The following is a 22,229-nucleotide window of genomic DNA, read 5'->3' on the forward strand; positions in this document are numbered from 1 at the left end:
GACGGGACCTAGGTAGGCGCGTAGGCCGGCCGACGCCCCCACCCAGTTGGGGCATTACCACCCCCACGGCGGGGCAAACATGACGATTCAACTTCGGTGTAGATCTTTACACCCTTGTTGAACTGCGAAAATGGGGATAGGTGCTGGTGAGCGCCGCTGAATGGCGATTAGACGGCGCCTTCGATCAGCGCGGTCGGATCGGGTCCGTCCGGTTGCCGGACGGCCGGGTCGTGCTGGCTGGTCGGGCCCGAGTCGGCGAGGTCGACGTCGGCCAGATCGATGCCCTTCGTTTCGCGAGCGGCCAATGCGGCCACGGCGCTCACCGACGCGGCGCCCGCCAGATACCAGGCGATCGGCACCGCGGATTTGTAGGTCTCCAGCAGTCGAACGGCGATGATCGGGGCCAGCGATCCGGCGAAGATCGAGGTGACCTGGTAGCCCAGCGATACCCCCGAATACCGCATTCGGGTCGGAAACATCTCGGCCATGGTGGCCGGCTGCACCGCATACATGAGGCCGTGGAACACCAGCCCGATGACGATCGCGGACAGGATGAGCGTGTCGCGCCCGCTGTTCATCATCGGGAAGGCGAAGAAGCCCCAGGTGCCTGCGGCCAGCGCGCCGACGAAATAGACTGGGCGCCTGCCGAATCGGTCGCTGAGATGACCGAACAACGGGATGACCGCGAAATGCACCGCATGGGCGACTAACAGCCACCACAGGATGGCTTTGGTGTTGGCGTGCACATGCACCTTGAGATAGGTGATGGAGAACGTGACCACCAGGTAGTACATGATGTTCTCGCCCACTCGTAGGCTCATCGCGGTGAAAACGCCACGGGGGTAACGCTTTAATACTTCCAGGATGCCGGCGCGAGCTCTCTTGGAGCGCTGCGCTTGTCGCTGCGCTTCGAGGAAGATCGGGGCGTCGGTGACCTTGGTGCGGATGTAGTAGCCGATCAGAACGACGACCGCGGACAGCCAGAAGGCAATGCGCCAGCCCCAGCTGAGAAAAGCCGCATCCGAGAGGGTCGACGTCAGAATCAGCAGCACCGCCGTCGCGAGCATGTTCCCGGCGGGCACACCGGCCTGCGGCCAGCTCGCCCAGAACCCGCGGCTCGAGTTGGGGCTGTGTTCGGCGACAAGCAGGATGGCGCCGCCCCATTCGCCGCCGACGGCGAAGCCCTGGATGAATCGCAGCGTCACCAGCAATGCCGGGGCCCAATAGCCGATTTGGGCGAACGTTGGCAAGCATCCCATCAGGAACGTGGACGCGCCCACCAGCACCAGGCTGAGCTGCAGGAGTTTCTTGCGCCCGTACCGATCGCCGAGTTGGCCGAACACGATGCCGCCGACCGGACGGGCGGCGAAGCCGACGGCGTAGGTTACGAACGCGGCCAGGATGCCGTCGAGATCGCTGCCGCCTTTGGCGAAGAACACCTTGCCGAAGACCAGTGTGGCCGCCGTGCCGTAGAGGAAGAATTCGTACCACTCGACGACTGTGCCTGCCATGGACGCGGCGACCACTCGACGAAGGTAGGTCCTTCCGCTTCCGAATCGCTTGGGCTGCAAGCCGTTACCCACACTCATCGGTCGTCCTCCTCGGCGGGCTGCTCACGTTGCAGCCCTGACGCTGGCCGATGGGAGCGTACCTGGCCCCGCGAGTTGCCGCAGGAAGTCGGCTTGCTGGTCGTCACAACGCCGGCGGGACATGCCGATGTGCCCGCCTCGCAGCGACAAGGTGGAGACGTCTTCGCGGCCGCGCCGAGATTGTCGCTGTGAGGCGGGCAAAAACCGTCTTGCCTTCCCCGGGTGACGGAAGTGAAGAGAGTCCGCTGCCTTAACGCTTGGTGGACACGGCGGAGCCGGGAGCGCGGCCGGGGTCGACGGGGGAGCGGACCCCGCTGCCTAAGAGGCGCGACGGTGAAAAACCGGTTATCAGATTTGCCATCGGATGAGCTGAAAGCCGGATTGCGACGCGGTCACGGATGCGTACCTATTGAAAGCTCACTAGTCACAAATGCCTCAGGCATCACTATCGTCACATGAGCCCCCTGCAAACGTCAATGCGACGTTTTGGCCCCTGGAAAGGTGTGACATTGTCCGCGATCCTTCGAGGCGCTTCGCTATCGGTGGCTTCGATGGCGACTATCGCAATGGTCTTTGCGATAGGCCCCGCGCCGACAGCATCCGCCACGCCCTGTGGCGCGCCCGAAGCCAACGTGGAACCTCCACCGAGGCAGGAGATACCCGCGCCCCAGCCGGTCGTCCAACCGCCAACGGGACGCAGGCCCACTCACACGAATGACTCGGCGCCGCTGCCCAAGTTGGGTCCGCTGATCTCGTCATTCCTCAAGCCGACCGTTCCGGGGCAGAAGTATTCGGCGCCGATGGTGCCGCAAGCTGGGGTGGTTCCGCCTCAGCCCAATCCGCCGACGCCGGGCCTCCCTCAGGGCCCGAATGCCACCCAGCTGCAGCCGAATGCGGCCGCAGTGCCACCGCAGCCCGCGCCCCAGCCGGCGCCGGGACCGGCTCCCGCGTCCATCGCGGGTGCGCCGACGTCGCTCGTCGACTGGGTGACCGGCCCGAACGGGCCCAACAGGACGCTGCAACGTTTCGGTATTTCCGGTACCGACCTCGGCATCATCTGGGACAACGGCGATCCCGCTAACCGCCAGGCGCTCATGGCCTTTGGCGACACCTTCGGCTACTGCAAGGTCCGGGGGCAGGAATGGCGCTACAACGTCCTGTTCCGCAGCAACGACCACGACCTGAACCAGGGAATCCATATCGCCGACGGTGTGCCCAGCAACAACTACTCCGGTTCACCGGTGTGGGCCAACGGCCTCTCCAAGCAGGTCGTCAACAGTATCCACAAGGCCGGGCACGAAACGGGAATCATTCCGACGTCGGCAATTTCGCTCGGCAGAACCCAGTACATGAACTACATGTCCATCCGGCAGTGGGGCCGCGACGGAGAATGGACGACGAACTACTCGGCCATCGCGAGGTCCAACGACAACGGGCAGAACTGGGGGATCTTCCCCGGGAGTATCCGCACGGCGTCGGGAGATGCGGTGCCGGGCGCCGGGTTCACCCCGGGCAACGAGAACTTCCAAATGGGTGCGTTCATGAAGGGGAACGACGGCTACCTCTACAACTTCGGGACGCCGTCGGGACGTAGCGGCGCGGCGTTCCTGTCGCGCGTTCCCCCGAGCGCTGTGCCGGACCTGACCAAGTACCAGTACTGGAACGGCGACAACGGCGGGCACTGGGTCCCGAACAATCCGGGGGCGGCGACGCCGATTTTCCCGGGCCCGGTGGGCGAGATGTCGGCCCAATACAACAGCTACCTCAAGCAGTACCTGGTGCTCTACACCAACGGTGGCTCAAACGACGTGGTGGCACGGACGGCGCCGTCGCCGGAAGGGCCATGGAGTCCGGAGCAGCCGCTGGTGTCGTCGTTCTCGATGCCGGGTGGTATCTACGCGCCGATGATTCACCCGTGGTCGTCGGGCAGGGACCTGTACTTCAACCTCTCGTTGTGGTCGGCCTACGACGTGATGCTGATGCACACCACCCTGCCCTAGTCACTCCGCTTCAAATGAACTGTGCGAGAACAGGGATTGCCGACGTCTGGCTTTTCCGGCTCCCGGCGACGTAAGTTGCTGGCAGGGGGTTCGGAGAACGGAGTCGTCATGTCTGGTCCGACTCACAGGATGCGCTCGTCTCGCTGGCTGGCCGGACTGACTGTGCCCGTTCTCGTCGGCGCTGCTGTGGTTGCCAGCAGCGGGACTGCGACGGCCGATCCCGTCAACGATGCATACCTCGCTCAGCTGCGTGCCGTCGGCCTTAATTGGCCGCCGGGGCACGACGCGGCCATGATCGGGATGGCGCAACTCATCTGCGACGACCTCGGGTGGGGGTATACCCCGGATCGCATCGCGCAGGACGTCCACGCCAACCTGGACCCGAGGGGCATCAGCATCGGGGACGTCGGATCAATGGTGGGCCTGGCGCACCAGACCTATTGCCCCAATCAGAGGTGCTGGGCCCCGCACTGCTAGCGGATTGCCGCTGCATTCGCGCGAACTCGCCCACGAGGGTTGATGACGATGCGGCCGCGAGTGCGAGTTGGGGCCGACTTCCTCTCTCGGAACTGGCGGTCGCGATCACCCGAGAAGAAAGGTTTGATTTAGCGCGATTTGGTCGACCCTTCTTCGTGAAACCCGATGTCGCCCAAGCCATGCAGTTGGTCCGCGCATTGAGGTATCAGCTGCAGGAGATGGCAGCCCAGTTGGCCCAAGTGGAGCGCCAAGATGTCACCGCCATGAGGAAGCGCCGTGCATCCGCAGTGCGCTCGCACGCAGCCGCGCTGCGCCGAGACATCACCGAAGCACAAGCGCTCATCGATCAGCTGCAGCGTCGCTACCTGAGCAGCGACGAGCGCGCGCACCAGCATCCCGGCGGTCGACAGCGCTAAGCCGTTGCACGACCGCCAAGCCAACAACAACGAACTTTATCGGCAGCCGAAACCTCACTACCACAAGTGTTCTCGCAAACTACTACCACAAGTGTTCTCGAAATCCGCCGGCCTTCTGGCGGGCCTTCGCCGTGCTTTCGGCCGCGCGGGCCGCTCTGCTTGCGCCTCTTTCTCGGCAACGCGCGTTGCGCGTCACTGTGAGGTCGCTCACTCCGGCGGGGGCATGTTGTTGACCCCGGTAGCCGACCATCACGACCAACGGGGCAGGGCAGCGTCGCGGTTCAGTGCCATATCAAACCGTGCACCGACAGGTGGGGCCCTTGGTCCGAAGGCCGCGTCCAGTCTTCCGCCGGTGTGAGAAGCCATGGCCTGGGTATCCCGGGGCGGTGTTCTCCAGTCGGCGCCGTTTCAACGAGTTGGCCAGCGCACCCGCCGCTCGTCTCGTCAGTTTGCTGGGAGCGTGCCTGGTTGCCGTGAACCTGCGGGCACGGTGATGGCCGACCCGAAACCCATCCCAGATGACCTGCGCCGGTTAGCCACCGCGCACGGAGTGGCCACCTGCTACCGCAACGAGCGGCGCCAGCAGGTCGCCGTTGACGCCGATGTGGTGATCCGGGTGCTCGGGCTTCTCGAAGTTCCGGCCGGCACCGAACCCGAGCGGCGCCGCGAATTGGCCAGGCTGGCCGAGCGCGACCGAGCGCACGTAGTGGCCCCTACCGTAGCCATGCGCGTGGGCGGGCGGCCCCGACCGCTCGCTGGGGCCGCTCTGCTCGTCGGCGAGGACGGCACCCGGATCGAAGTGCGCGACGAGCTGCCCGCCGAGCTGCCGCCGGGCTGGTACCGGCTTTTCATGCGTGACGACCAGCAGGCCACCCTGGTGGCAGCCCCACAACAGGTACCCGCGGCGCCGGCCACCTGGGGCTGGATGCTCCAGCTGTATGCGCTGCGCTCGGCGCGCTCATGGGGAATCGGTGACCTGGGCGATCTGGGGGAGTTCGTGCGCTGGACCGCCGCCGAGCACGGAGCCGGCGCGGTGCTGCTCAACCCGCTGCACGCGCCCGGTCCCACGCATCCGGTGCAGCCCTCGCCCTACACCCCGTCCAGCCGACGGTTCGCCAACCCGTTGGCGCTGCGCATCGAGGACCTCGACGCCTATCGTCGAACCGACCCTGACACCCGCGCGGAGGTGGACGCGCTGCGGGTTTCCCCGAGCACTGAGCGGATCGACCACGACCTCGTGTGGGCGGCGAAGCGGGCGGCGCTGGAATTGCTGTGGCGCGCTGAGGGCCGGCCTGATCCGCTCAACGCGCCACCCGATTCTGGGCGATCCGAGGGATTAGCGGAGTGGGCGACGTACTGCGCGCTGGCCGAGCGGCATGGCGGCCGGTGGACCCGTTGGCCCGAACCCCTTCGTGATGTGGCTGGGGCGGCCGTCGGGGAGGCACGACGGCAGCTAGCGCCCAGGGTGGCGTTTCATGCTTGGATACAACAACGCTGCGCCGAGCAGCTGACCTCGCTGCGGAACGCCGCGCGAGACGCCGGCATGGCTCTGGGCGTGATTCACGATCTCGCGGTGGGCGTCGACCCGGATGGTGCGGATGCGTGGGCGCTGGCCGATGTGCTGGCCACCGGGGTGAGCGTAGGAGCGCCGCCGGATAACTTCACCCCGCCTGGTCAGGATTGGGGGCTGCCGCCGTGGCGACCCGACCGCCTCGCCGCCACCGGGTACGCCGCGCTGCGGGACATGCTGCGCGCCGTGCTCGCCCACGCCGACGGTCTGCGCATCGATCACGTCGCCGGACTCTGGCGGCTGTGGTGGATCCCCCCGGGCGACGGCCCGGATCGCGGCACCTACGTGCACTACGACGCTGAGGTCATGCTGGCGATTCTGGCTCTGGAAGCCCACCGGGCCGCGGCCACGGTGGTCGGCGAGGACCTGGGCACCGTCGAACCGGAAGTCACCCAGGCACTGGCCGACAACGGGATGTTGGGCTGCGCGGTGTCCTGGTTCATCCGTGACGAGTCCGCCCCCGATCAGCCGCTTTTGCCGCCGGCGAAGTGGCCGTCGCGGGCGGCCGCGAGCTTGTCCACGCACGACTTGCCTACCGCAGCAGGGTTTTTGCGCGGCGAACACGTCCGGACGCGCGCTGACCTCGGCCTGCTCGTTGACGTCCCGGCGGAGCAGGCCGCATACGAGACGCAACGCGCCCAGTGGCTGGAACTGCTGCGGTCTGAAGGGCTGCTGCCACCCGGGGACGCCGCGTCGGAACCGGAAGAGGCGGCGATCATCGCCGCTCTGCATCGGTTGCTGGCAGCGACTCCTAGCCGGCTGAAATTAATCTCGCCGTACGACGTGCTCGCCGAACCCCGACAGCCCAACCTGCCCGGCACAGTCGACGAATATCCGAACTGGCGACTTCCGCTGCCTGAGACCCTTGAGCAGCTGCTCGCCGACCCCAGGGTCGGCGAGATCACCGCCGCCTTCCGTGCGGTCGCGGCCGAGACCGACCGTGAACCACGCGGGTAACGAGCCACGAAACCTGGCCGTGGAGCTGCCTTTTCACTGTCGTGGCCGCGGTGGTCTACGAGATCGACCGACCCGAGGCCCGCACCTACTTCGCTGACGAGTCCTCGGCGGCGGTGCGCTCCTCTTGGATCCGTTCCTTACTGCGCAACAGCCGCAGCAGCGTCACAAAGGTCAATCCACCCAGGACGTTGCCGGCCACGGTGTAGCCGAACCAACCCAACCAGTCGAGGTAGCCAAAGGGTGCGTTCCCCGTGGCGAGCGCGCCGAAGATGAGGAGCGAGTCGAGGATCGAGTGGAACATCTGCAGCCCGGCGAGCAGGAAAGCGGTGGCCACTGCTGCGGCTATCTTGCCCGGCATCGAGTCTGTGCCGTGCTGCATCCGGGTCATCAACGTGATCGTCATGCCGCCGAGCACTGCCAGCGTGAGGGTCTGTGCCGTCATCGGCGCGGTGGCGTAATGGGTGGCCGACTCGATTGTCTGTGAGTGCAATTGGGGAAAGCCCGTCATGATCAGCCACATGATCACCCAGCCGCCGATCAGATTGGCGCACAGCGTGCCACCCCACAGTTTCAGCAGCTGCCGGATGCTGCCGCGTTTGGCCACGACAGTCGTTACCGGTACCAAAAATCCCTCGGTGAACAACTCGCTGCGGCCCAGCAGGAGGGCTAGGAAGCCGATCGAGAATGCCAAACCTGCCAACATGGGCCGGTGGGTGGCATCCAAAACCGACAGGTACGCAAGGACGCCCAGCGCGACTTCGGTGCCACCGAAAAAACCCGTGACCAGCACCCCTCGCCAGCTGCGGTGCAGGCGCTGGGTGCCCTCGCTCAACATCCGGATGAAGGCGTACTCGAGCTCGTCCTCAATTGGGCTATTCGACTCGCCGAGCTGGCGTAGCGTCGTCTCACTCATAGCAGGCTCCTCACGCATAAGGTGCGCGGCACGGATACCGCTTCGTCGACAGACCACGCTGCCATGACGCGAGGTGTTACTTCGAAGTGGTCTCGGACAGGGGAATCCCGGCGGGCCACCGCCGACCGGGGCCGCAAACGTATATCGTTGCTGCGGAAGGTTTTTCGCACGCTCAAAACTTGGCGATCAACGTTACCCCGAGCACCAAGAGCACGCCCCCAACAGCTCGCCCGGGCGTAATCGGGTGTGGGTGCACCCGCAGCCAGCCGAAATGATCAATCAGTAGCGACGTGACGAGTGCCGCCGTGACGGTGAGACCGATGAATGTTCCTGCCCCGATGCGGTGGACCAAGGTCAAGCCAGCGTAGACCTGCACAGCTCCAACGAGACCGCCGACAAGAGCCCACCACGGCATCGACGCGGCATCCTGTGCGGACGGCAGCGGCTTCGGCTTGACGAGAAACGCCGCGACGAAGAAGAAAGCGACCACCGCAGCCGATATCGCCGCAGCGAGCCATGGATTGACCATGTGTTTGTACAGCTGACTGTTCATGGCGGCTCCACAGGTCTGAAGCGCCCCGCCAAGGATGATGAACGGGATCATCCAGCCTGGATTCATCACTCTCCTTTCCCCTCGCCGTTGTCTGCGTAATCCGAACGCTGTGAACATCGCGGGGCTGGCTTGAACGTCACGCCATTCGCCGGCGCGACTAACTCCAGACAATCAACCAAGATCACTGTTAGCGCTCGCAGAGCGAATCGTTGCCTGATCGCGATGGGCCGCGGCAGCAGCGGCGCGACCCCGACAACGTGCAAACGAACCGAACCGTCAACTCGTAGTGAAAGTAGCCCTACATCGACACAGCCAAACAGTGATCTAGAACGATCCGCGAAAGAAATGGCGGGACTGGCCACTCCGTCGTGCCCGACACGGCAAGCTCTCCGACGCTGAGCAGCTATTGACGATGATTAGCGTCATGCGTGGCCCTCATCGTGGATGTGCTTGCATCGCGCGACGGGTCGGGCGAGGCTGGCGGGAAGTCGGGCGGGCGGCGACCGTGATACGGATACCGTTGCGATGCGGCCAATGACGTCATCGCAAGCCCGCAGTGTAATCTGTTGCAGCACTGAGCCTTCCGTCGTGCATGCTGGCCATCAATTCGCTGCTCCTGTTCCTCGGTGCGTTGTGTCAAATTTTTTGGCGTTGTGCCTTGCCCAAGGATGGCGCGGATGCTATACCAAATATGTGCAATCTGGCACAGATTATATGAAGATTGGACACCAGATTGGAGAGTTGGAGGTGGCGACTATGTTGATGCGGACCGATCCGTTCCGGGACCTCGATCGCTTCACCCAACAGGTGTTGGGGACCGCGGCCCGTCCGGCCGTGATGCCGATGGATGCCTGGCGAGACGGCGAGGAGTTCGTCGTCGAGTTCGATCTGCCGGGGATCAACGAGGATTCGTTGGACCTAGATATCGAGCGCAACGTCGTGACGGTGCGCGCCGAGCGTCCCGATGTTGATCCCGGCCGAGAGATGCTGGCCACCGAACGCCCCCGCGGGGTGTTTAGCCGGCAGTTGGTTCTCGGCGAGAACCTCGACACCGACAAGATTGCTGCGTCATACGACGGTGGGGTGCTGCGGCTGCGGATCCCCGTGGCCGAGAAGGCTAAGCCCCGCAAGATTGCGGTCGGGCACGGCAACGGTCATAAGGTCATCAACGCCTGATCGGCCGGCGAGTGCGGCAGGAGTAGCCACGATGATGCAGATCAACACCGTGGTGGCGGCGGCGAGGACTGACGCTATCGGCAACATGGAGTCGGAGATCCTGTACCTGGATCCCGATATAGCGGCGCTATTCGCCGAGGTGGACGACATCTTGCGGGCAGCACTAGACGCTGCGCATTGCCCGCCGGCACCACTAGTCACGGGATGCGTCCGCATGGGGCCGCCGGCGGCTGGTCGGTCGTGGTGTGCAATTGTCCGCCCTCGAGGCGGACCCGTGCACCCCGTCCGAGCCGTCCAGCGCAGCCCTCCGACCCAGAACGACCCGCGACCACGATCAACAAACCCGAGTGAAAGGCAGGTGATGGCATCACGACAGACCTAGCCGCGCAGCCCGTACCCCCGGCCACGAAATGGGCGGTTCCTCAGCCGAATCCAGCGAGGGGACACGCCGAGGCCCAATCAAGGCGCTTCCACCCGGGGGCGGGCAGCCCGGCACTTTCAGTCAAGTGACGCCGGCGCGGATGCTTCTCAAGTCCGGCGGCCGCCAGCCCTAAGTCGACGAGGTTTCGCGATGCTCCAGTCCGATCGCTGCGACGAGTTCTGCTCGGTGACCCCGTAATTGAGGACGCTGGTCTTCGAACTCACCCATCAGTTCGGCCAGGGCCGCGGCGATGGCGTTGAGTTTATGTTGAGTGGCTTTGTCGGATCGAGACTGCGTGTTCTGCAGCAGCGCGACGAGTAAGAACGTGATGATCGTGGTCGCGGTGTTGATGACGAGCTGCCAGGTGTCGATAGTGGGCAGCACCCAAATAGTCGGTAACCAGACCACCACAATGAGCACGCATAGCGCGAAGAACCACCCCCTCGACACCCACGCGCCGGTGTAGTTGGCGAAACGGTCGAAAATCGGAAGTTTGCCGGGCACGTGGGACGGCATCACGTGGGGCGGCGTTGGATCGGTTCGAGCAAACATTTAGGTCCCTTTGTTCGGCTCCAAGCTCGGCACTTTATCCGCCGCAGACTCAGCGTTTCTCCAACTGTGGGTGGTCCCGACGTATGGGGGTACCCGCTGGAGCTGTTCGGAATCGTTGCGTCAGAAAGCCAACTGCAGTAAGGGGTTTGCGCCTGAATCTCTGCGCATGTGTTGCGCGTGAGGGCCCCAAATCGACGTTTGCGCTGCTCAGCGGTAGTGCCCCCGGCAGGATTCGAACCTGCGACACCGGCTTTAGGAGAGCCTGAAAGGCCTCCCGACGGCGGAGGCAAAAGGTGCTCTGAGCAGCCGATTTAGTGCCATTCGGTACCACCAGGTGCCACGGCGTGTCGCGCGTTCACCGACCAAGCACCGACCATAGGAAGGCGTTGGCCATCTCGTTCTGGAGCCGCTCGGTAGCGGGCTCCGGTCTGACGCTGAAGCGATAAACCGGGCTCGCTTTTACGCCGCCTTCGACGCGACGACGTGCCGCACCCCGATTTGCGTCAGCAATCCTCCATGAGATGGTCGCCGCGTCGCCGGCGACGCCTCCGAGAGCGAGGTACACGCACATAGCTCATGGATGACAGCGGCTATGCATGATCGTGTCCGAAGCGCGGAACGGCAGGAGTTGCAACAAGGCACCGCGCGGTGACTGATTCAATCCCAGTATCGCGCACCGCGTTTGACGTGCAGTGATGGGCAATTCGATCGGGTTTTGCACCACATACGCACCACGACGTCACTGCAGGTCAGGACTCCGCACAGTATCAGTGAGGAGAACCGCACAGTGACCACAGCAACCACCCAACAGCCTGATATCCCGCTGCCTGCCGGCGCCATGGCCGATGCAGAGAGCTGGGGATTCTGGGACAACCAGTTCCGGATCTTCCACGGGGCCGATCGCGTCGTCTCTGATCCCGCCGGTAACAAGGTCGCCGAAGTCCAGACCGGAGGGATCCAGTTCCCTGACGGCAGCATCGACCAGATCGAGTGCCCGCCGCGGGTCGACGTCTACGTGCACGCCGACGACGGGCTTACCGCAGACCAGGCCCGAGAGCTGGCCTTGCTGCTCGCCTTGACTGCCGACGAGGTTGATCGGTGGACCCGCCACGTTGCCACCACCGACAGCGCGGAGGTCGCGCGATGAGCCGGAAGGTGTCCGCCGAAGCGGCCTTCGAAAAATACAGGCATGCGTATATCGGGACAGCTGCAGCATTCGCGGAAGTCGTCTCCGGGTGGGACGAGCCACTGCGCTGCCAGACCGGCCAAAGCCCGCGGCCGTGCCGGAATCCGGCGAGATGGCTCGGACTAGACGACGATTGCAATCGCAAGCTGTTATGCACATTTCACAAACAGCGATAGCTGAAAACAGCGTGGGAGAACGTCGTGGATATGGGCTCGGTCGGATGCCCGTGCTGTGGCAAAAGGTTCGAAACTCCTGACCAGCGCGTCACGTTCAGGCCGGTGTGATGGCCCACTCGTCGGGTCCTGGAGCGACACTACCGACATGGCAGCCGAATTCAACGAGTACTCAGGCCGCGCCGGGATGTACCGCCTGCTCGCGGCATTCCCAGAGCAAGGACCGCAGTACAAGAAAGTTCTCGATCAGGCACTGAACGATCCGCAGCTGCGAGACATCGTTTCTCACCTTGTTGGCGTCGCTTTCGGCGGCTATGTCATCAAGGCCGAGGGCGACCTCTCCGCAGCAATCGAACTCATCAACAGCGAGCTGCGCACTGTCGAGGACCTGGACAGTCTCGGGTAGACCGATAAGAGGGAGGGGTTGACGATGAGTCGACATGAGTGCCCGCGCTGCGGGTTTGAAATGTCAGTGACCGTTGGTGAGACCGGCACGCGTTCGCCGCGGTGCTGTTCGCCCTGCCGGCCGGGTACACGATTATCGGCGTGCTGCTCGCGTACCCGTGGTTCTTCGTGCCGCTGCTCGTCGTGGCCGCCGCGCTCTGGGTGGACCGCCGCCAGCGTCAGCGCCACGCGATCGCCGCCCGCGCCGACCTTGAGCACCGCGAGCTGATGGTGCGCGCCGTCCTGCCGCGCCGTCGGGCAGCGGACCACTGGTCACCCACAGAACCCATGCGAAGGGTCGCGCGCTGAGCGCCTACCCGATTCCAGGTCGACGCTCGGGCACGGTATTTTCCGCGCTATGGAAGACACGTGGACTAACCGCGACTTACCCGTGCTCAGGGCCGCAGTAGAAATCTTCGACGACACTCAAGCATCGAAGGTCCGGGCGAGCCAAATCGCCAAGGCTGCCGAGTTTGACGACGAGACCACTCAGCGAGCACTCCGCGCGCTCTACAGGCAACCGTACTTTCAGGAAGGCACCGAAAGTAGCGGCAGCGGCTTCATCTTCGTTGGGGAACCAACAGGTGAGGCGCTGCGCCTGGCCGGGCAGTGGCCGACGCCAGAGAACATGGTCGAACGACTTGTAGCGGCGCTCGAAGCCGCAGGCGACGAGGAATCTCGCGACGCCCCAGAACAAAGCCGATTCAAACAAGCCGCGGCGCTATTACGCACAGGCGCTTTCCAAGTGGCAGTCTCGGCACTCGGAGGTGCCGGCGGCCACATGCTGTACGGCTGAGAGGGCGATGAATGATGAGTGCCCAATTCCAGATCCATGCTGAGTCGTTCCGCTCGGTCCTCATCGAGATGGTCTACTGCGAAAACGGCGCGGATATAGACACCACAGCCGGGCAGGACTACAAATCCATGGCCCACGGCAGCGCCTTCGTCTACCGACTTGACGGAAAAGACCGCCTGATCACCGCGCGACACAACGTGACTGGAAGACATTGGCAGACACACGAATTCATGGGCGGCTACCACATCGAGCCGACACACCTCCGAGTCATGTTCTTCAAGGACCCACCCGAAAAATGGGTGGTGACGCTCTCCGAGGACGACCCGAGACGCGGCGGCATCCAAGTGCTTCTCCAGCAGTATCTGGTGCCACTGATCGGCCCGGACTGGAAACCGATCTGGAACCAGCATCCGCAACTCGGCGGCGAGATGGACGTCGCAGAAGTGCCATTCAATCCCCCGGCTGACGTGGTCTGCATGAGCTGGGAAAGAACGGGCGACCGATCCGGCCCTGAGCAAGCTTCGTGGCCAGCACAGCTTTTTCCGGGCGAAGACGTGTTCATCATCGGCTACCCGTACCGACTCACCTCGGGGCCAGCTTTTCCGCTATGGATCCGCGGCACCGTCGCGTCCAACCCGATTTTCCCCTACTACTCGGACGGCAAGGCATACCCGCTCTGGCTAATCGACGCCCGAACCCGCAAAGGACAATCAGGCGCCCCAGTCATGCGCCACCGACCACCCGGGACCCTCGTCTTCAGAAACGACGGACAGCCAGCCAGAATGCCCGTCCCAGACTCAGACCTCCTCGGGGTCTACTCCGGCCGCACCAGCGACGAATCCGACCTCGGATTCGTCTGGGGCATGGACCATGTCGACGAAATCTGCCGCAACGGCGTGCCCGGAACAATCGATCCAGACCCAAGTGCCAGAAGCTGCGCGGTAGGTGAAGAATTGACCACCTCGAATTTGGAACCACAAGAAAGGTCCGTGCGGCCATGAGCGCACATCACTATCGGGTCGACGTACGCTCCGACGGCCCCAACCACTACCTCCTCCGCGTCCCGGAACTCGACGGCACCGATTGCATCGCCGAAGTCGTTGGCCAATGCGAGAACCTCGACGATCTCGAATACGATGCCGAATCGCTCGTCGCCGTGGTGCTCGACGTCAGCCCCGACGAGGTCGAAGTCGAGATCCACTGGGACACCAGCTTCCGAGCTGTCGAGGTATGCCGAGACCGCGTAGAAAGAACCGCGGAGATCCGCAGCCAGATGGTCGACATCTGGAACGAGTACATCGACCGCGTACCGCGCCGGTTCGCCGTCATCCCCGCAGAGGCACCAAACACTTGGACCCTCGTGCTCCGGACCCTCGAACCGATGCCCACCCGACTGAGCACCCTGTTCGGGGAATGGCTCTACGAGCTGCGTGCCGCTCTCGACGGCATCCTCTACCACCTTGCTGTGCAAGACAGCGGCCAGAACCCACCGCCCGCTGAACGGTCACTGATGTTCCCGATCTTCCTAGATCCAGCCAGGTTCGACGATCAGAACCACCGAGGGCGCCTCCAAGCCGTCTCCGACACCACCTTCGACCTGCTGCGACACGTGCAACCGTTCAACGCCCAGCCCGACCACTTATCCAACGTGCTGTGGTGGCTCGAGGAACTCGCTCGGATCGACCGCCACCGCTACGGTCATGCACTCGCCCCACAGATCAACCGGGTCCGCGTCGGCATCCGACCGCCGCTCATCATGGCCCGGGACTTCATGCCCGAGCCATTCCAGCCCGTCCCCGTCGACGGGCCCTCACGGACGTGTCCGTGCTCTAGTTCCTAGTTCGACTCCGATTGAACGGAGGGCAGCAACACCACTGCTCTTCAGAGCATAGGGGGTATTGCCCCCCTCTAACTCTCACCCTTGATCCAGGGATGTTGAGCCCGCGACGTCCGCTAAAGGCTGTATCGACAGTGTGCGAATGCTCCTGTCCGGGCTTGGTTACCCGTCTCCGGCTGCTAACCGTGGGATATTCGGTTGTTTCTTCCTCCATTGTATTGCTTCCCAAGCCATTTCCGATTCGTCCAGCGTTCTTGACCGTGGCACAACTGGCACAACTGGCACAAGTGGCACAAGTGGCACAACGCTCGTCTGGGGAGTTCGCCTGTGTGCGAACGAAATTCCAGTCCCCCAACTACTTAAAAATGGAGGCATGAACACACTGCCCCCATGGTCATCGATTCAACAGGCGGGTTGGTGGGGGCAAGGTGCCGGGTTAGTCGAGGAGTGTTATGTCGGGGGTCGTGATGGTGTCTTGTTTGGTGTGGGGTGGTGGGGTGCGTTTGTTGGGTTGTCGGCGGGCTGGGTTGGTCTGTATGTCGAGTCCGTGGTGGTGGAGTGCTTCGCGGAGGGTGTCGGCGATTGCTGGTGATTGGTGTGTGGCAACAACTTTCATGGTTTCGGTGGCGGCGAGCGCGGTGAGTTGGTCGAGTGCTGTTTGTCGTGCTATCCGTTGCGGTAGTGGGTTGTCGCAGTTGGGGTAGTGCTCGTCGAGATGGATTCTTGCGGCGTGGCGGCGGCTTTCTCGGTTGGTGTGGGCGAACTCAAATAGTGCGTGGTCGAGTTCGGTGTGTTGTGACCAGCCTGCGGCGTGCATCCAGGTGCTCGGGGTGGTGGTAGGCGTGGTTTGCAATGCGTGGGCGGCGTCGGGGTTGGTGTGCCACAGGCGTAATCGCGCGGTGTGGTGCAGTGTGCAGCGCAGTATTCCCATGGCGCGGTCGTCGTCTTCGAGCCACAGCCAGTATCCGGAGAGCAGGGTTGCCGAGATTTGGGTGGCGGCGGCGGCGATCGGTGGTTGGGACTGGTTCCAGTGGGCGCACAACGCGGCGAACTCGGCGGTCATGATGTGCGGGGACGTGGGGGTGAGGTGTTGGTGAAGCTGGAGGCGCTGGTCTGCGAGCTGGCGATCGTGAGTGTGCGCGGCTTGGGCAACCAGGGCCCTGGTGAATCGGTGTGCGGTGAAGGCGAGGTGGGCGAGTTCTTGTGGTGTGCGGTGCCCGCAGTGCGATCTGTCGGCGAGCACAGTGTGGTAGTCGGTGTAGAGCCTCGAGAGATGGTCGATGTTTTCCAGCGCGGCGGATCTGGTGCTTGTCAGGGGTACCACGGCTTGGGCGAGGTGCGGGAGTTCAGACTTGTGTCGTCGCGGCTGGGTATCGGAGCGGTACTTGATGAGTCGCCGCTCGTGCCCGGATGCGTCGACGATTGCCTGGGCTGTGTCGGTGTCGCGTCGTGCGTGACACAGGGCGGCTGCGGCGAGTCGCATCTGCTTGATGCACAGCGCCAACCCGTCGGAGAGGGCATCGGGTATGCGGTGAGTGTTGGTCGCCGAGTCCTCGGCGTCGAGGTCGTGCACCGCCTCGGGCTGGGCGTACTGATCAACGTGTTCTATGTCGATGAGCGTGCACAGTGCGTGATACACCCCGGCGGGGCATAGGGCCCGGCCCTCGACGGGCACGTGCTGGTGGTCGGTGTCGATGACACCTGTCGTGGGTGGGTGCTCGTCGAGATCGTCGAAGATGTCGCGGGCTGCGATGTCGGGGGCGTAGGTGGCGAGGCTATGCATCCTGGCGTGGGTCCACGCTCTGGCGATAAACGACTCGATTGATTCGTCATCGCGACGCGCGATACCGCCCGCAAGCAGGACTGTCCATCGGCCAAGTTGTTGCCGTAAAACAATGGCCGCGCCGACGGTGTGGCCGGCCAGCATCAACCGCAGCGCCGCGATGGTGCTTTGCAACGCCCAGGACAGGTGGGTCGGCCACGGGCTCTCGTGCGGTGTTGCGTGCTGTGTGAGCTGATGACCTTGACGGATAAAGACCGCGTCTAATTCGCAGACCGACAGCAGATGAGGAAGGTACTGGTTCATCGAGCGTTGGGCTGGCGCATCGAGATTGTCGATTCGAGCCCAGTAGCGGCTGATCAGTGTCTCGGCGAGTTGTGCCGGGCCGCTCGCTGCCAGGCGTTCGTATGCTCTGACGGTGGGCGCGACGTACTGAGCGGGGGGTTCGGCGTGTGTGCTGGCACGCGCGGCGTTCTCGGGTGTCGGTTGCCTCAGACCGAGTCCGCGTTCGACCCCGTTTTGACGACTGTTTTCGCCTGGCACGTTGGTGGACATCGCGTATCGGGTTAGTCGAAAAGTGGTGTGTCGGGGGTTGTGGTGGTGTCGTGTGCGGTGCGGTCTGGCGTCGTGCGGCCCTCGGGTTGTCGGCGTGCTGGGCTGGTCCGGAGGTCGAGTCCGCTGTTGTGCAGTGCTTGGCGCATGGTGTTGGCGATTGTTCGTGATTGGTGTGTATCAACGACTTTCATGATTTCGGTGGCGGCGAGGGTGGTGACTTTGTTCAGCGCTACTTCTCGGGCTTGGCGCTGGGAGAGCCAATCTTGGGCGTAGTGGTCGTACCCGCGGAAGAGGAGGGCTGGGGCGTCGATGCGGCTTTCGCGGTTGGCGTGGGCGTAGTCGTAGAGCGCGAAATCGAGCGAGCGGTGTTGCGACCAGCCTGCGATGTTGCGCCAGCGGCGCGGGGTGGTCGAGGGGATGGTCTGCAATGCTTGGGCGGCGTCGGGGTTGGTGTGCCATAACCGCATTCGCGCGGCGTGGTGCAGTGTGCAGCGCAGGATTCCCATGGCGCGGTCGTCTTCTTCGAGCCACAGCCAATACCCGGAGAGCAGGGTTGCCGAGATTTGGGTGGCGGCGGCAGCGATGTGTGGTTGGGACTGGTTCCAGTGCGCGCACAGCGCGGCGAATTCCGCGGTCAAGATCTGCGCGGACCGCGGGCCCAGATGGTGGCGGATCCCGAGGCGCCCGTGTGAGATGTTGAGGTCCAGGGCATGGCAGTGCTCGGTGATCGCGAATCTGATGTAGCGGTGCGCGGCGAAGGTGAGTTCGGCGAGCTCTCGCGGCGTGGGATGCTCGGCGCGGGATCTGTCAGCGAGCACTGCGTGGTAGTCGGTGTAGCGCTGGAAGAGTTCGTTGATGTTGGTGGGGGAGGCCAGTTCGGTGCGCACCAGCGGCACCAGGGCCGGGGTCGCTCGGTGGAGCGGCGACGTGCACAGCGGCGCTGGTGGTGTCGCCGCGTGCACGGCGGGTGGTCGCTGGGGAGCTGACGGCGAACCGAGTGCGCGTGCGGTGTCGGGGTCGGGTGGCGCTGCGCCTCTTCTTGGTGCGGCGAGTTGCATGTGCAGGAGGCACAGCGACAGCGCATCGCAGAGAGCTCGGGTCGGCGAGTCCGTGGCGTCGGGGTCGTGAACAACCTCGCCCTCGGTCGGCGGTTCAGGTGGTTGTGCATCGATGAGCTGACACAGTTCGTGATACACGTGGGCGGGGCATATGGTCTGTCCGTCGAGTTGGACATGCTCGTGGTCGGTGCGGATCACTCCTGTGGTGGGTGGGTGTCTAGCACATCTTCTTTTTTTTTTTTTAAACCGCCGCGCACCCCCGGATTTTACCCCTCCCCTTTCCGCGGGGGGGGGGGGGGGGGGGGGGGGGGGGGGGGGGGGGGCGGGGGGGGGGGGGGGGTGGGGGGGGTGTCGATATCGTCGAAGATGTCGCCTACCCCGACGTCGTGACTGTATCGACCGAGCATCTCCATGGCGCCGCGCGTCCACGCTCGAGAGATGAACGACTCGATCGATTCGCGACGGCGCTGGACGACAGGTTCGGCCCGCGCCAGCAGGAGTGTCCATCGGCCAAGTTGTTGCCGCAAAATGATTGCGGCGCCCACGGTTTGGCCGGCGAGCATCAAGCGCAGCGCCGCGATGGTGCTTTCCAGACTCCAGGACAGGTGTGTTGGCCACCGGCTGTCATGCGGCGGCGAATACCACAGCAGATGACGGCCTCCGCCGAGAAGAGCTGCGTCCAATGCGCTGATCGCCAACAGATGAGGAACGCAGTCGTCCATCAAACGTTGGGCCACGGCATCGAGATTGTCGATCCGCGTGGTGTGGCGATTGATGAGTGCTGCGGCCAGTTGTGCTGGGCCGCTTGCCGCGACGCGTGTATAGGCTTCGACGGTGGGTGCGATGTCGCGAGTGCGTCGTTCGGCCTTGACGATCGCGCGTGCGGCTTCTTTGGGCGTCGGTTGCACCTGACCGAGCCTGCGTTCGCGCTTGTGGCGACTTTTGCGTCCCATCGTGCTGGGCCCCTCCCGCTACTGGCCGCGACCCGCTGCGAACTCCGCACCAACGACGCCGACCTCAGTCCGCTTGGTGGGCAACGCGTGTCGCTTCGATTCGCAACGGGCCTGGTATTGCCGCAGCGTAAAACGAAGCGCGACAAGGCGTCTACCAGTGACCCGCAAATAACTCGCCACGGCATGACGCAACGTCGAAAAGTGCCGGACCCTCCGGAATTGCGATGTCGACGGTTGCGAGCAGCGCGCAACGCGTGCAGTGGCAACGGCAGCGTGTCGACGATGGGCAGTTCTCATGCCAACAGTTCGCCGCGTGGCCGCCCGTCGTCAGTGCAACCGTTCCTCGAGTGGGATCCGCCCACGGACGCCGGTCGTTTCAGGGCGCGCATTCGCACCACACAGGTTCGGCCAGCGCACAATGACGGTATGGACGACGATCTGGTACCGACCGCGTTGCTCACTCGGGTGTTGGGCCGGCATTTGCGGCTGCCGGTGAGTTGGGATGACGCGGAGCGCGAGGAGTTCGTCGCCGAAGCCGCTCAAGAGGTCGCCTACAGGGTGGCGGAGCTGGCCGATGATTGGGCAGATCGCGCCGTGACCGAATGGGGCCGAGCGCACTGGCAGCTCCCCGATGCTGACACCCACGCCCGGGTGGTGCTGCAGGCCCGCCGAGCCGCACTGGTCGCGGTGCTGTGCGAGGTGCTGCCCGAGGTGGCGGTCGCCGAATTCTTTGCGGTGGCCTGACTTTGTGGCCGCCGAATCGCCGCGTCCCACGACCTCGGGCGACCGCGGCCAGGCTCGCTGCCTAGGTCAGCGCGCGCCGCGAGGACAGCGCCAGATGAAGCGCGTCCCAGCGCGACGGTAGGACCGCGGCGCGCTGCGCGGCGCCGCGGCCGCGGGACCGCGCCCCGGTAATTAACCCAGCAGCCGGGCGGCCCGCAGCGCAGTCAGCAGCCGCGCAGCTGCACGCACGGTGGCGTCGTGCTCGCCACGATGCAGGCTACCTAGGGTTGCGGCATCGGCCAGGCCGTCGAGCACATCGCGGCACGCGCGGGGCGAGGCAAGCACGATCGCGGCCGCCTGGGCAGGGTCTGGTGATGGCGCGTGCAGCTCCACGACGCGATCGCGGTACTCCATGCACACCACCGGCGTTTCGACGCGCTCCACCACACGCTCGACGCGCACTCCGATCGCTCCAGACCGAGCAGCTCGACGCTCCTCATAAGCGGCCCGGCGGCATACCTGCGAGCACCACACGCGTGGACGACCCCTGCCGACAGCCGCGGGCAGCCCGGCCCGACAGCGCGGACAGACAGGCCGATCGGACACGATGAAACACTAACGCCATTTCGTACGGACGAAAAGACCGCCCCGATTCATGCCCTTAATGCAAGAGGTGTGTGGTGCGTGGGGCGGTTGAAAAATGGTGGTGGCGTTCGGCGTTGGTGAGCAGCGCCAACTCGGTGGAGCGAGTTATGTTGGTGTGCTCAAGAACTGGGACACAGGGGGCGGCGACAAAGGGGGACATGGGATCGCGGCGGTGATGTTGGAGTTGGTGGTAGAGCCCAAGCCCGGCGGCGTCATATGGTTCAGCGATGGTGAACATCAACTCGAAACACAAGCGCGCAAGCGTGTTCGCGAGGCGCAAGTGAAAGCCAATGAAGCGCGTCTAAGTGCGAGCGCCGCAACGTCGATGATGCCGTGTCGTTCTGGTCGAACTAGGACGGTTAGGGGCTGTTGACGAGTGGGAGAAAACCGCGTCCAGGAAGTGCGAGCAGAGGGTGTGCGGCGACGTGATGAGCACCCTCAGGCCAGTGCTGCAGCGGTGACATGAATTCAGGCGTGCAGTGAATCTGTTGCGACGATTGCTGAATTGGCGGGGGTCAAAGTGGGGGACGTGCGTGCGGTGCTGAAGGCGGCGAGCGCGCGGTCCGCCGCGCGCTCGGATGCACTAGGTGCGGTGGTGGGTGTCAGACGGTGTATGGGTGGCTGCGGCGAATGGCGGCTGCCACCCCGGAGCCGTCCGCGGCGGATAGGGTTGCTCCAGGCGCGTCGGGGAGCACTCCCTGGTCTAAAGGTGCTCGAGTCGGGGGCCCTTGGGCCAGCGAATGTCGTAGACGACAACGGCCATCCAAATCGGTACGTCGAGTTAGGTCCAGCGTCTGGGCATCGCAGTCGGATTTCCCGGTGCGAAATTGTATCCGTCCGGCTCGAATGAGCTGCCGCCTTACGGGTATCAGGAGTGGCTACCGGGCTCAGGGATATTCATGCGGCATGGCGATTTAACTCCCAAACCGTACTCCCCGTGGGAATCTCGGGCCTGCATTGCTGACCTATCCCCAGTAAGCCCATCGCTGCACAGTTGCCAGCTGCTCACTGCTCGTCGTAGATAGCAAGCTGATCGAAAGCGACGAAGGCGACGCAGTTCGGATTCTGCGGCGGATGAACTCGGACGCTGAGATTGACGCTGGGTTCGTTGTCGATAGCAACGACGTCCGTGATGCCCTTGGGCAGATGATCTTGGGGCCACCCGGCATCATTGGTTGGCATGTCAGTCAGCACCCGCAGTCGCTTGCCGTGTAGTCCGGTGGTGTCGTAGCAGAACCGGTGAAATGTGTGGTCTCGCCGCGATTCTGCGCCACGCCTTGATTGTCGCGCGGCGCTCCGGTAACTAGAAGGGAAATTGCGTGCGAGTTTTTGTTGGACGCAGCCGTACCACGGCAATACAAGGGCCGCGCTCTCGATCGGTTGGCGAGCTCTACGCTGCCGATTCCTCAGGGCGTCTTGGAAGTATTGGGCATGTGGTCCGACGATCTGCTTCTG

The 22,229-nt window shown here is 64.1% G+C and carries 21 protein-coding genes; 12 read left to right on the forward strand and 9 right to left on the reverse strand.

Annotated elements, in window-relative coordinates; genetic code table 11:
* Positions 1-167: 167 nt before the first annotated feature.
* The gene (locus tag MNAB215_RS13825; protein WP_077079360.1) at positions 168-1,589 is read right to left on the reverse strand and encodes an MFS transporter; all 1,422 of its coding nucleotides are present in this window, start codon (positions 1,587-1,589) and stop codon (positions 168-170) included.
* A 509-nt stretch (positions 1,590-2,098) separates the two neighbouring features.
* Between MNAB215_RS13825 and MNAB215_RS13830 the strand changes: the two genes are divergently transcribed.
* The 4 genes from MNAB215_RS13830 (at position 2,099) to malQ (ending at position 7,009) form a co-directional block, all read left to right on the forward strand.
* Positions 2,099-3,589, forward strand: a complete 1,491-nt coding sequence (locus MNAB215_RS13830) for a glycoside hydrolase family 183 protein (protein WP_077082000.1) — start codon at positions 2,099-2,101, stop codon at positions 3,587-3,589.
* A gap of 108 nt (positions 3,590-3,697) precedes the next feature.
* Positions 3,698-4,066 (forward strand): DUF732 domain-containing protein, encoded by a 369-nt coding sequence (locus tag MNAB215_RS13835; RefSeq protein WP_425436447.1) that lies wholly within the window; start codon positions 3,698-3,700, stop codon positions 4,064-4,066.
* Positions 4,067-4,221: 155 nt separating this feature from the next.
* Entirely contained in the window at positions 4,222-4,482 is a 261-nt protein-coding gene (locus tag MNAB215_RS13840) for a hypothetical protein (RefSeq protein ID WP_077079362.1), read from the forward strand.
* Positions 4,483-4,975: 493 nt separating this feature from the next.
* Positions 4,976-7,009 (forward strand): 4-alpha-glucanotransferase, encoded by a 2,034-nt coding sequence (malQ, locus tag MNAB215_RS13845; RefSeq protein ID WP_077079363.1) that lies wholly within the window; start codon positions 4,976-4,978, stop codon positions 7,007-7,009.
* A gap of 85 nt (positions 7,010-7,094) precedes the next feature.
* Here malQ and MNAB215_RS13850 read toward each other — a convergent pair whose 3' ends face one another.
* Together MNAB215_RS13850 and MNAB215_RS13855 are read right to left on the reverse strand one after the other, a co-directional pair.
* Positions 7,095-7,922 (reverse strand): formate/nitrite transporter family protein, encoded by an 828-nt coding sequence (locus MNAB215_RS13850; protein ID WP_077082001.1) that lies wholly within the window; start codon positions 7,920-7,922, stop codon positions 7,095-7,097.
* Between the two features lie 172 nt (positions 7,923-8,094).
* Positions 8,095-8,541 (reverse strand): DMT family transporter, encoded by a 447-nt coding sequence (locus MNAB215_RS13855; RefSeq protein ID WP_077079364.1) that lies wholly within the window; start codon positions 8,539-8,541, stop codon positions 8,095-8,097.
* Positions 8,542-9,231: 690 nt separating this feature from the next.
* Between MNAB215_RS13855 and MNAB215_RS13860 the strand changes: the two genes are divergently transcribed.
* Positions 9,232-9,651: an Hsp20/alpha crystallin family protein gene (locus MNAB215_RS13860; protein WP_077079365.1), complete on the forward strand. Its 420-nt coding sequence runs from the start codon at positions 9,232-9,234 to the stop codon at positions 9,649-9,651.
* Positions 9,652-10,201: 550 nt separating this feature from the next.
* Here the strand turns inward: MNAB215_RS13860 and MNAB215_RS13865 are convergent.
* Positions 10,202-10,624 (reverse strand): low affinity iron permease family protein, encoded by a 423-nt coding sequence (locus MNAB215_RS13865; RefSeq protein ID WP_245830307.1) that lies wholly within the window; start codon positions 10,622-10,624, stop codon positions 10,202-10,204.
* Between the two features lie 787 nt (positions 10,625-11,411).
* On the opposite strand from MNAB215_RS13865, the gene MNAB215_RS13870 reads away from it, so the two are divergent.
* From MNAB215_RS13870 to MNAB215_RS13895, 6 genes are all read left to right on the forward strand, one after another.
* A complete protein-coding gene (locus MNAB215_RS13870; RefSeq protein ID WP_131829121.1) occupies positions 11,412-11,771 on the forward strand; it encodes a hypothetical protein in 360 nt (119 codons plus the stop codon).
* Positions 11,772-12,131: 360 nt separating this feature from the next.
* On the forward strand, positions 12,132-12,389 hold the full coding sequence (locus tag MNAB215_RS13875) for a hypothetical protein (RefSeq protein WP_077079368.1): 258 nt from the start codon (positions 12,132-12,134) through the stop codon (positions 12,387-12,389).
* A 101-nt stretch (positions 12,390-12,490) separates the two neighbouring features.
* Complete coding sequence (locus MNAB215_RS13880) at positions 12,491-12,736, forward strand: hypothetical protein (RefSeq protein WP_077079369.1); 246 nt, start codon at positions 12,491-12,493, stop codon at positions 12,734-12,736.
* Between the two features lie 49 nt (positions 12,737-12,785).
* Positions 12,786-13,223 carry a hypothetical protein gene (locus MNAB215_RS13885; RefSeq protein ID WP_077079370.1) on the forward strand — a complete coding sequence of 146 codons (438 nt, stop codon included), beginning with the start codon at positions 12,786-12,788 and terminating at the stop codon, positions 13,221-13,223.
* Between the two features lie 14 nt (positions 13,224-13,237).
* Positions 13,238-14,224, forward strand: a complete 987-nt coding sequence (locus MNAB215_RS13890; protein ID WP_165691572.1) for a trypsin-like peptidase domain-containing protein — start codon at positions 13,238-13,240, stop codon at positions 14,222-14,224.
* A complete protein-coding gene (locus MNAB215_RS13895; protein ID WP_077079372.1) occupies positions 14,221-15,063 on the forward strand; it encodes a hypothetical protein in 843 nt (280 codons plus the stop codon). Before MNAB215_RS13890 ends, MNAB215_RS13895 begins: the two co-directional genes overlap by 4 nt.
* A gap of 433 nt (positions 15,064-15,496) precedes the next feature.
* Here MNAB215_RS13895 and MNAB215_RS13900 read toward each other — a convergent pair whose 3' ends face one another.
* The 3 genes from MNAB215_RS13900 to MNAB215_RS13910 all read right to left on the reverse strand — a co-directional run bounded on the left by MNAB215_RS13900 (position 15,497) and on the right by MNAB215_RS13910 (position 19,406).
* Complete coding sequence (locus MNAB215_RS13900) at positions 15,497-17,395, reverse strand: hypothetical protein (RefSeq protein ID WP_077079373.1); 1,899 nt, start codon at positions 17,393-17,395, stop codon at positions 15,497-15,499.
* 11 nt (positions 17,396-17,406) lie between these two features.
* Positions 17,407-18,651 carry a hypothetical protein gene (locus MNAB215_RS13905; RefSeq protein WP_131829122.1) on the reverse strand — a complete coding sequence of 415 codons (1,245 nt, stop codon included), beginning with the start codon at positions 18,649-18,651 and terminating at the stop codon, positions 17,407-17,409.
* A 68-nt stretch (positions 18,652-18,719) separates the two neighbouring features.
* The gene (locus tag MNAB215_RS13910; RefSeq protein ID WP_108637626.1) at positions 18,720-19,406 is read right to left on the reverse strand and encodes a hypothetical protein; all 687 of its coding nucleotides are present in this window, start codon (positions 19,404-19,406) and stop codon (positions 18,720-18,722) included.
* Positions 19,407-19,832: 426 nt separating this feature from the next.
* On the opposite strand from MNAB215_RS13910, the gene MNAB215_RS13915 reads away from it, so the two are divergent.
* Positions 19,833-20,150, forward strand: a complete 318-nt coding sequence (locus tag MNAB215_RS13915) for a hypothetical protein (RefSeq protein ID WP_077079376.1) — start codon at positions 19,833-19,835, stop codon at positions 20,148-20,150.
* 171 nt (positions 20,151-20,321) lie between these two features.
* Here the strand turns inward: MNAB215_RS13915 and MNAB215_RS13920 are convergent, their stop codons facing one another.
* Entirely contained in the window at positions 20,322-20,543 is a 222-nt protein-coding gene (locus MNAB215_RS13920; protein WP_131829123.1) for a hypothetical protein, read from the reverse strand.
* A 1,236-nt stretch (positions 20,544-21,779) separates the two neighbouring features.
* Positions 21,780-22,130 carry a DUF7161 family protein gene (locus MNAB215_RS30775; RefSeq protein WP_425436449.1) on the reverse strand — a complete coding sequence of 117 codons (351 nt, stop codon included), beginning with the start codon at positions 22,128-22,130 and terminating at the stop codon, positions 21,780-21,782.
* Positions 22,131-22,229: the final 99 nt, after the last annotated feature.

The sequence above is a fragment of the Mycobacterium numidiamassiliense genome (assembly GCF_900157365.1).
Taxonomy (GTDB): domain Bacteria; phylum Actinomycetota; class Actinomycetes; order Mycobacteriales; family Mycobacteriaceae; genus Mycobacterium; species Mycobacterium numidiamassiliense.